Source organism: Duganella sp. sic0402 (genome assembly GCF_019219065.1).
Taxonomy (GTDB): domain Bacteria; phylum Pseudomonadota; class Gammaproteobacteria; order Burkholderiales; family Burkholderiaceae_D; genus Rugamonas.
Map to the genome: position 1 here is coordinate 1 of NZ_JAHUWK010000056.1, position 254 is coordinate 254.

At 47.6% G+C, this 254-nt stretch carries 1 rRNA gene; it reads right to left on the reverse strand.

The window, feature by feature from the left end:
* Positions 1-175 precede the first annotated feature (175 nt).
* Positions 176-254 (reverse strand): 23S ribosomal RNA (locus KW842_RS27305); the annotation flags it as partial.

Below are 254 nucleotides of genomic sequence, written 5' to 3' on the forward strand. Positions count from 1 at the left end.
AAGAGTAAATTCACGGTCCTGTTCGGGATGGGAAGGGGTGGGACCGACTTACTATGGTCATCAAGCTTTGACTTGTAGGCAGTGCCGCTGTTCTGAGCGGCACTGCGCAATCGGGAAGAAGTAAAGTTGGGGTATTAACTCATCAAGAGTAAATGCGTATAACCGTCAAGGTTATAGGGACAAGCCGTACGGGCAATTAGTATCAGTTAGCTTAATGCATTACTGCACTTCCACACCTGACCTATCAACGTCCT